Raw genomic sequence first — 9860 nt, 5'->3', positions numbered from 1 at the left:
GAAAATTACAGTTTTTTTTCACAAGTCATTGACAATCGCTATAAATTTTTTTCAAATTCTTTCTAACCATTTTTGCAGTGCTAAGTCAATTAATGATTCTAGAGATTTATCGGCATCTCAAACTTCTGTTTTTAATTCTTGTCCTGTTGTTGCTTCCCATAGTTTTTGACAATCCTTAAATCACTCCATATCTTTATAAGTTGTACTATTTTATCCTAGGGTGTTTGGTCTCTCAACCCTAGTAAAAATCGGATGAAAAGACCAGACTATTACAGTTGTTTTCAGAAATGATTGACGATTGCTAGAATTTTTTTTCAAATTCTTTNAGACCAGACTATTACAGTTGTTTTCAGAAATGATTGACGATTGCTAGAATTTTTTTTCAAATTCTTTCTAACCATTTTTGGAGTGCTAAGTCAATTAATGATTCTAGAGATTTATAAGCATCTCAAACTTCTGTTTTTAAGTCTTGTCATGCCATTACTTCCTCTGGTTTTTTATCATCCATAAATCACTCCATATCTGCATAATTTGTACTATTTTATTGTAGGGGTTTGGTCTTTTTTCCCTAGTAAAAATCGGATGAAAAGACCAGACTATTACAGTTGTTTTCAGAAATGATTGACGATTGCTAGAATTTTTTTTCAAATTCTTTNAGACCAGACTATTACAGTTGTTTTCAGAAATGATTGACGATTGCTAGAATTTTTTTTCAAATTCTTTCTAACCATTTTTGGAGTGCTAAATAAATTAATGAGTCTAGAGATTTATCGGCATCTCAAACTTCTGTTTTTAATTCTTCTCCTGTTGTTGCTTCCCATCGTTTTTGACAATCCTGAAATTACTCCATATCTGCAGAATTTGTACTATTTTATTGTAGGGGTTTGGTCTTCTTTGCCCTAGTAAAAATCGGATGAAAAGACCAGACTATTACAGTTGTTTTCAGAAATGATTGACGATTGCTAGAATTTTTTTTCAAATTCTTTCTAACCATTTTTGGAGTGCTAANGACTATTACAGTTGTTTTCAGAAATGATTGACGATTGCTAGAATTTTTTTTCAAATTCTTTCTAACCATTTTTGGAGTGCTAAATCAACTAATGAACCTAGAGATTTATTATCAGTTTCTATAGGTGTATCACCGACATTATTTAAGCCAATTACTCCATGTACATTTATTACACCAATTCCTTTACGACAAGTACCTACAATAATTAATTCACCTTTCCAATCTGTATATACTAATGTTCTTACTATTCTTTTATTATCTTGTGAAGGTAGCCATAGAAACAATATTAATTCACCTTTAGTATTTGAGCAAAATTCAGCAGAAAATTTACTGGTTTTATTATTACCATTACCATATCTCCTAACACTCCCAGCATAATAAAATTCTCGCATCCTAGTGTCAAACCCCAAAATTTTTTGTCGAACCTTCAATACTTCTTCCTGCTGTTGAGAATCTAAATTATTTACAACTTTCAAAAGTGCTTTAGGTGGAGCTGGTAAATCTAAATCATTTTCTAGTTCTTGATAAGGAAGAATTGCCTTTGAAATCTCTCCATTATCAACATCTCTCAAATAGAGATAAAACTTATCCTCATCTTGAATAACAGAAAACTCTAAAAACTGAAAGTCAAGAGTATGATACTTTCTATCTGTAAAATTATCCCGATGAAAACTAGGAGTAATTGCTACTAATCTTACAGGTTGTTGATAATCAACTTTGTCACTAAAAGGTTTCTCATCTAATAAAGCATCATAATAACGAGTCAACTGTTGAACAATTCCCCTATCCTCAACATTTTTTAACTCTAAAATTACTAATTTTTTCTGACTATCAAAAGCTAAAATATCGCACCTTTGACTATTCACAATATATTGTCTGTCTAAGACATTCAAACCCAGTAAAATTTCCAAATTTTCATAAAGAAAATCCTCTAAAATTTCCTCACTAGCAAATTCCCATCCATTGCCGCTCTTTTTTAAAGATGCGTTACTCAACATAATAGCTATAAGAAATAATTTGTGAAAAAAACTGTAGGGATTTGGTCTCCAAACCCAAGCGAAAATCTTACAACCAATTTAGGGTTGCTTTATAATTAAATCTAAAATTTAGAGATAGTTTTATACTCATTTAGTCAACAGCAACAGTGATATTAATCACCGAACAAATCAAATAACTAATCCTTTTATGATTTTATTGAAATAATTTTTGGCAAAAATACCCTTAGTTGTAGGCTGAAATAATTTACTTTCGTAATTCAACCAAACCTACGTTTAAGTTCAATGCAACTTCTCACTTTAAAATATGATTTATGGTATCGCTTATTCCACTGCAAATTCAGTAAATTGACGTAAATAGGGAGCTTTAAAAGCTAAAATAATATCTTTTTTAGGAACTCCAGCAGCTACTAACTCATTTGCTATTCCTATTTCAGTTCTATCCCTCTGAATCCAAATTTTACCCTCTTTTATATCAACATGAATAACACAGCCATAAACTAGTTTTTGCTCTTTCCATACTAAATTAATTACTTGATAATGCTCCCGTTTTGTGTCAAAAATTAATTGTACTTCTGTGTCTTTATCTAAGTCATTACTTGAGTGTTTTGTCAAAATAGTTTGAACTAATTCTTGATAATTTATTTTTTCTATAAAACAATTTCCTCTTTCATCACTTCAAAAATTACTAATTTGAGTTGATGTTCAGCAATTAATTCTTGAATAAATTGATTGCTGAAAAAATCACTGTAAATATCTTGGCTAATTGCTAAATATAAAACTCTCTCTGGTTGTTTTTTTCTAAGAGCAGAACGATAACTAAGAAATTGACCTAAAGCTCCATAAAAGCTGGTTAAATCTGATGCACCAATAAAAGATTTAATCTCTACAGCAATCTTGAGACCATCTTTCTCTGCTCCTATAAATTTTTATCCTGCTAAATCTATAAAAAAATCTAGCTCTTCTACTTTAATAAATAAAGGGTCGTGAGTAATTATCCATCTCTTTTTTTCTCAGGCTAAACGAACAGTATTATGGAATATATCTTTAGCTGACATAGATTGTTATTTCAGTTATCAGTTATCAGTAACTCGCAGCTTTTTCCAGAGGCTGGAAATACTCAATTGAAAATTTTTCATCCTCTTAAAACGGGAGTCTTAAAACCTTATTTTTTGGTCACAAAATCAAAAGTTTTATTTTATTTGCTTTTTTTCTTGAGTAGTAGGTGTTAAATTATTTATCTCACATAACACCTACTACCTTAAACCTAACAAATTCTTATTTCGCCCAACGATTTTGACTTTGCTCTAAATGTTCTAATAATTCCTGTTGACTTAAAGATGGTTTTTTACAAATCAAACCTTGACAAACTAACCCTACGGAATTTTCTGGCAAATCAGTTTCTCTCTTATAAATAGCAGTAGGAAAATACTGAGTAATTAAATTAGAAATTTNACCTACTACCTTAAACCTAACAAATTCTTATTTCGCCCAACGATTTTGACTTTGCTCTAAATGTTCTAATAATTCCTGTTGACTTAAAGATGGTTTTTTACAAATCAAACCTTGACAAACTAACCCTACGGAATTTTCTGGCAAATCAGTTTCTCTCTTATAAATAGCAGTAGGAAAATACTGAGTAATTAAATTAGAAATTTCTGCTTCAGAAGTTCTGACTAAAGTTTGATTTCTGTACCAGTCTAGGGCAACAAATAAACTCGGACAAGCTTGAGGAGATTTTTTCATTATGCTGCTAAAAGCTGTTAAGGCTGACTCAGCTCTGTCAAGATAATGTAATTCTTCAGTTAGCAAAGATAGACGTACTAAATTAGCAATTGCTATGCCATTTGCTGCCGGAGTTGCATTATCAATATAATTCCTTTCTCGTAATATTAATTCTCCACTAACATCTGTAGAAGCATTGTAATAACCTGCTGCTTCAAGACTCCATAAAAATTCATCAAATTCATCTTGTAATTTTATTGCTGTTTCTAACCATAAATCACTATTTGATGAAGTTTCTAAACTAATCGAAGCTTGCTGTAAATCTAGTAATGCTTTAATAAACAAAGCATAATCTTCTGACTGGGCAATTACTGCTGGTTTTCCCTCATAATTTAGTCGCTGAAAACGTCCATCAATCCACTGATTTTTGATAATAAAATTAGCAGCATTAATGGCTAATTCTAGATACTCTGAGTTGTTAAATACTGTGGCTGCTCTTGCTAATCCAGAAATCATTAAACTATTCCAGGCAACAATCATTTTAGTGTCTGTTACTGCGGGAATTCTGCCAGACCAATTATTATTTTTTGCTTCGTAATTATTTGTTGCTGGTGGAAAAGTTTCTAGATTAAAAGGTTTAGCACCATACCGCACTTCAAATAATTTAGATAGAGAATTTTCTACAGTTTCACTTAACTCTCCTGCTTCCTTTCTTTGCAAAACAATTTTTCCTTCAAAGTTGCCTTTAGAGGTAAGAAAAAATTGTTCTGATAGTTCAGATAATTCTGCCGAGGTTAACAAATTTTCTAATTCTTTATAACTCCAAACATAGAAAGCTCCTTCTTCTGGTTCGACTTCATCTGGAGTAGTAAAACTATCAGCATCTTGGGAACCATAGAAAAATCCGGCAGGTGCAGTCATTTCTTTTTTTAGCCAATTTACTGTTTCAATAATTCCTCGTTTAAAAGCTGGTTCTTGATATCCTGCACTCCATAAATTAGCTAAATATTCAACAATTTGACCGTTATCGTAGAGCATTTTTTCAAAGTGGGGAACTGTCCAAGTAGCATCTACCGTATAACGATGAAAACCTCCCGCAACATGGTCATAAATTCCGCCTAAAGCTAAATCTAATCCTCTTTTTAAACAAATTTCATTGCCGTTATATTGAGATTCAAAATTAAACCTTGTTCCCTGTAAAGCTGCTTCACCATAAGGCATCATGGGAAAACTTTGTTGAGAGTAGCGATCGCTAATAATTGCTGTACTAACTTCTAAACCTTTTTGTAATACTTCTTCGCTTAAATCTTCTGCTTCTGGTAATAAAACTGACTGCCTTAAACCATTTAACATTTCCGTTTTTAAAGAGTCAAGTTTGTTTTTATCCAAATCATAAAAACCTCTAATTTTTTGCAAAACCTCTAAAAATCCTGGTCGTCCGTAACGAGGTTCAACAGGGAAATAAGTACCACCAACAAAAGGTATTAAATCATCAGGAGTTAAGAATATATTTAACGGCCAACCACCCTGTCCAGTTAACATTTGTAATGCCTGCATATAGATACTATCTACATCAGGTCTTTCTTCCCTATCTACTTTAATTGGTAAAAATTTTTCATTCAAATATTGAGCGATTTTCTCATCAGAAAAAGCCTCTCCTTCCATAACAGTACACCAGTGACAACTTGAATAACCAATTGATAGAAAAATCGGCTTATCTTGTTGCTTTGCAGTTTCTAAAGCTTCCTCACACCAAGGCCACCAATCTACAGGATTTTCTGCGTGTTTGCGAAGATAAAGACTTTGGGATTTAGCTAAACGATTAGTCATATTAATGTTTCCCTTAATTACGGATAATATTGTCAATTATCTGAGTGTTTTTAAGTATGGATAATCAACTTTGCTGAAGATTATAACTTGACATCCTCCCCGGCCTAAAGGCACAGGGATTCCTACCGAGCCTTAGCTCCTCGGCGGGTTGACGTTTCATTGACTGCTGCTACCTTGGCGGTAGTCTTATGCTTGCCTCCACGTCCGTTTTTTGTCTCGGACTGCCCGCCCGCGACTAATATGTTTATTGCTGCATTTTCATCACGGTCGTGCTTTGTACCACAGTTCAAACATTCCCACTCCCTAACTGAAAGGTCTAACTTTCCACCTTTGAATCCACAGCTAGAGCAAATTTGAGATGTTGGCTCCCAACGATTAATCACTCTAAAATCACGACCGTATTTTTCAGCTTTTCCTTCTAAAAGCGTTCGGAATTCTCGCCAACCTAAATCAGATATTGCTCTGGATAATTTACGGTTTTTCATCATTCCAGAAACATTCAAGTCCTCTAAAACAATTGTTTGGTTTTCACGAATTATTTTAGTGGATAATTTATGCAAAAAATCTGTCCTTGTATCTTTCAATTTAGCATGGAACTTAGCTATTCTTAGCCTAGCTTTTTCATAACGATTCGACCCCCTAGTTTTGTCAGATAATGATTTGCTTAATTTTCTGTACTTCTTAATCCGTTTTTTCAAGGGTTTAGGCGCATCAATTTTTTGACCATTACTCAATGTAGCAAAAGTTTTAATTCCTAAATCTATACCTACTGAATTATCAGTTTTAGGCAACAGTTTGGCACAAGTTTCTACTACGAAGCTCAGAAAATATCTANCGATTCGACCCCCTAGTTTTGTCAGATAATGATTTGCTTAATTTTCTGTACTTCTTAATCCGTTTTTTCAAGGGTTTAGGCGCATCAATTTTTTGACCATTACTCAATGTAGCAAAAGTTTTAATTCCTAAATCTATACCTACTGAATTATCAGTTTTAGGCAACAGTTTGGCACAAGTTTCTACTACGAAGCTCAGAAAATATCTATTAGCTGAATCTTTGATTACTGTTACTGATGATGGAATAGCGGGTAGTTCCCTTGACCAAACAATTTTCAACTGTCCAATCTTAGCTAAATAGACTTTATGCTGACCAAGTTTAAAACCTCCTTTTGTCAACCTAGCTGCTTGCTTTGACTTTCTAGTTTTGAATCGCGGAGGTTTAACAGGTTTACCTTTTCTCTCACCTTTAGTTGATTGAAAAAAGTTTTGATAAGCCTGGTTTAAATCATTTAAAGATTGTTGCAATGGTATAGCAGAAACTTCTGATAGCCATTCTCTATATTCAGTCTTTTTAGCTTGAGTAATAAAAAGCTTTTGTAGTTCTGAATTAGTAGGTTTTTTTTCTCCTAATTTATACTTCTGTTGACAGTAAGCTAGACTATCATTCCAAACAACACGGACACAGCCAAATAGCTTGGCTAATCGNTGGTTTAAATCATTTAAAGATTGTTGCAATGGTATAGCAGAAACTTCTGATAGCCATTCTCTATATTCAGTCTTTTTAGCTTGAGTAATAAAAAGCTTTTGTAGTTCTGAATTAGTAGGTTTTTTTTCTCCTAATTTATACTTCTGTTGACAGTAAGCTAGACTATCATTCCAAACAACACGGACACAGCCAAATAGCTTGGCTAATCGGTATTTTTGCCCCGGCGTTGGATAGATACGATACTTAAATCTAGCTTTCATAACTTGAGGAAAGAGACTAACAACATGATAACATATCTGTTGAAAAAAACAACTAAAAAGTCGCCCTAGAAGTGCGAGGCTTTAAACCCAATTTTCTGGTAAAACTAGAGCTGTTTGATAGTTTTCTATTTTTCCCGATAGGAAGTATGCCAAATATTTGACTGACAAAAACATTCTTTGACTGAGATAAATATATGTTGACCTTAATTCCCAAATATTCGGGAAAATGAAACATTTTTACTTTTTCGTTCTCCTGGAGATAACTTCTGGTTTTCCCACCAGAGCTATTTGATTTTTTGCTGTTTTTAGTCAGAGGGAGTAGACTAAATATTTGACTGACAAAAACATTCTTTGAGTCAGATAAATATATGTTGACCTTAATTCCCAAATATTCGGGAAAATGAAACATTTTTACTGGTGACTTATGGCGGAAATAACGAGTTTTTCTCTCACCGGAGTTGTAGAATGGTTTTGTGTTGTTAGCCAGAAGGCGTAGACCAGAGATTTTTATCATCAAAATTTACCTATATATTAACTTCCCAATATTCGGAACGATGAAAGATTTTTAGTTTTACCTTCTGCTGGAGATAACTGCTAGTTTTCCCAGCAAAGCTATTTGATTTTTTGCTATTTTTAGTCAGAGGGAATAGACCAGATATTTACCTCACATAAATCTTCTTTTAGCCAAAGAAATTTACCTTAAAAACTGATAACTGAAATTATTTTTTCCTTCCCCAATAATTTATGAATTACTCAAGAAGAAATTTCCATAAACTCACTATGCAATTTTCTCTAGGAATGGGAATTGCACCAATATTGTCAAAATATCTGAATCTCAACTTATCAGAAAATTTATTAGAAAATAAAGTTAAAGAATTTTTTGCTTATCTCGACCCAGAAATTGATTTATTAATTCCAACATATTTGGGAAATGACCAAAGAAGATTTTATGGTCGTGGTACACCAGAAAATTTTCAAGTGCTAGATAAATTTAAACTAGGAACGGGTGTAACTTATGTTGGTAAAACCAGAAAAGTATGGAGTGGAGCTGGATGGACGGGACAACCAACTATTACTAAAGATAGAGGAAAAACTTATTTAGTTATTGGCGGTTATGACTATCTTTTACGCAAAATAGATATTGCGAATAATCAGGAAGTTTGGCAATATAAATTTGATGATGTGATTAAAGGTTCGGGTACTATTTATATTGATGAAACTGCTAATGAAGAGAATCGCATTGTAATTTTACAAGGTAGTAGAACAGGTAGACCAAAAAAAGGAATTGCTCCTAGTTTTCGGGCTATTTCTTTTAGAACTGGCAAAGAAATTTGGCAACTTAATATTAGAAAAACTCGTAGTTATAGCCGAGATAATGATAGTTCTGCTTTGCCACTGGGAAATGGTTTAATTTTCAATGCTGGGGAAAATGCTATTGGTTATTTTCTTAATAGTTCTGCCAATAAAGCTAAAATTAAATCTGGTATTAAGCAGCCAGAAATATTATCTGAAGTCAAACTTTATGTAGATAGTGATGCGAGAAGACAAGGGGGAAATCTTGTTTCAGAATCATCTCCTGCTAGACTCAATAATCAAATATTTTTAGCAGCAGGTTCCGGTCATATTTATGGTATTGATATTGAGAGTAAAAAGATAGTTTGGGATTTTTATACAGGTTCAGATTTAGATGGTACTGTTGCTATTTCTAAATCGGGTAAATTATTTTGTGCTATTGAAAAACAATATATTCCGGGAAATGGTGGAGTAGTAAAATTAAATCCTAATAAAACACCCCAGGAAAGTGTCGAATGGTTCCTACCTACAGGTAATATTAAATTTAATAGTTGGTTAGGAGGAATTATTGGGTCGGTAGCATTGAATGATGAATATAATAATTATGGTGAATTTCCAGCATTATTTGCTACTAATGCTATTGATGGATATCTATATATTGGTTCACAAGATTTAACCACAGGAAATCAAGTTAAAGGACCTTTGAAAAAATTTAATTATGATACTCCTTTAATTGTATTTAAGCAGAAAATAGGACCTTCTATTTCAACACCAATTTTTACTGATGGAAATAAATTAGTAACTGCCGGATATAATGGAGTTTATCTGTTTAATCTAAATTGGGAAACTGCTCAACCTGATGATAAAAATGCTTTACCTAATAACAAGGGAGAATTTTTTCGTTTAATAGTAGAAGAAGCTGGCAAATTTGCTGGTAAAGTTTCTTTTGAATCTACTCCTATTGTTTGGGATGGAATTATTAGAATTTGTGGCAGAGATGGTTGGTTATATAGTTTTGGTTGAAGTAGTTTGATCGACAAATATTTTTACCACAGATATACGGAGGATTAATATCAAGTTTCATTAATTAAGCATAATAAAAATTTTCTTCTGTTGAGAGAGAATATTTTTCAAGTCTCCTATTCTTCCCTACTCCCTATTCCCTATTCCTTTTTTTAATTAAAATTATGACAAATTGCTTCTCCTAAAAATCTAGTACCTCCAACCTATAGCACTACAAAAAAGTGTAATGATATTAATAAAAT

General features: G+C 32.6%; 7 protein-coding genes and 2 pseudogenes. 1 reads left to right on the top strand and 8 read right to left on the bottom strand.

Annotated features, from left to right (window positions below; genetic code table 11):
- Nucleotides 1–1059 precede the first annotated feature (1059 nt).
- The 8 genes and pseudogenes from AFK68_RS24235 to AFK68_RS24205 form a co-directional block, all read right to left on the bottom strand.
- Nucleotides 1060–2007: an endonuclease NucS domain-containing protein gene (locus AFK68_RS24235; protein WP_094675765.1), complete on the bottom strand. Its 948-nt coding sequence runs from the start codon at nt 2005–2007 to the stop codon at nt 1060–1062.
- 321 nt (nt 2008–2328) lie between these two features.
- A complete protein-coding gene (locus tag AFK68_RS24230; protein ID WP_371357538.1) occupies nt 2329–2649 on the bottom strand; it encodes a XisI protein in 321 nt (106 codons plus the stop codon).
- 5 nt (nt 2650–2654) lie between these two features.
- A pseudogene (locus tag AFK68_RS24225) lies at nt 2655–3005 on the bottom strand (element excision factor XisH family protein); the annotation flags it as partial.
- 481 nt (nt 3006–3486) lie between these two features.
- Nucleotides 3487–5559: a thioredoxin domain-containing protein gene (locus AFK68_RS24220; RefSeq protein ID WP_094675761.1), complete on the bottom strand. Its 2073-nt coding sequence runs from the start codon at nt 5557–5559 to the stop codon at nt 3487–3489.
- Nucleotides 5560–5681: 122 nt separating this feature from the next.
- The gene (locus AFK68_RS24215; protein ID WP_371357537.1) at nt 5682–6350 is read right to left on the bottom strand and encodes an RNA-guided endonuclease TnpB family protein; all 669 of its coding nucleotides are present in this window, start codon (nt 6348–6350) and stop codon (nt 5682–5684) included.
- Between the two features lie 44 nt (nt 6351–6394).
- Nucleotides 6395–7041, bottom strand: a pseudogene (locus AFK68_RS24210) (RNA-guided endonuclease InsQ/TnpB family protein); the annotation flags it as partial.
- A gap of 1 nt (nt 7042) precedes the next feature.
- Nucleotides 7043–7302 (bottom strand): helix-turn-helix domain-containing protein (locus tag AFK68_RS35475; RefSeq protein ID WP_168186633.1); only part of this gene is annotated, 260 nt, incomplete at its 3' end.
- Between the two features lie 52 nt (nt 7303–7354).
- Nucleotides 7355–7819, bottom strand: coding sequence for a hypothetical protein (locus AFK68_RS24205; RefSeq protein WP_168186632.1), 465 nt, complete (start codon nt 7817–7819; stop codon nt 7355–7357).
- A 263-nt stretch (nt 7820–8082) separates the two neighbouring features.
- Here AFK68_RS24205 and AFK68_RS24200 point away from each other — a divergent pair, with 263 nt between their 5' ends.
- On the top strand, nt 8083–9618 hold the full coding sequence (locus AFK68_RS24200; RefSeq protein ID WP_246844425.1) for a PQQ-binding-like beta-propeller repeat protein: 1536 nt from the start codon (nt 8083–8085) through the stop codon (nt 9616–9618).
- The last annotated feature ends 242 nt before the right edge of the window (nt 9619–9860 follow it).

Source organism: Hydrocoleum sp. CS-953, from assembly GCF_002260545.1.
Lineage (GTDB): Bacteria > Cyanobacteriota > Cyanobacteriia > Cyanobacteriales > Microcoleaceae > Trichodesmium.
The sequence above is the reverse complement of the archived record's forward strand: the minus strand, read 5'-3'. Positions and strand labels throughout refer to the sequence as shown.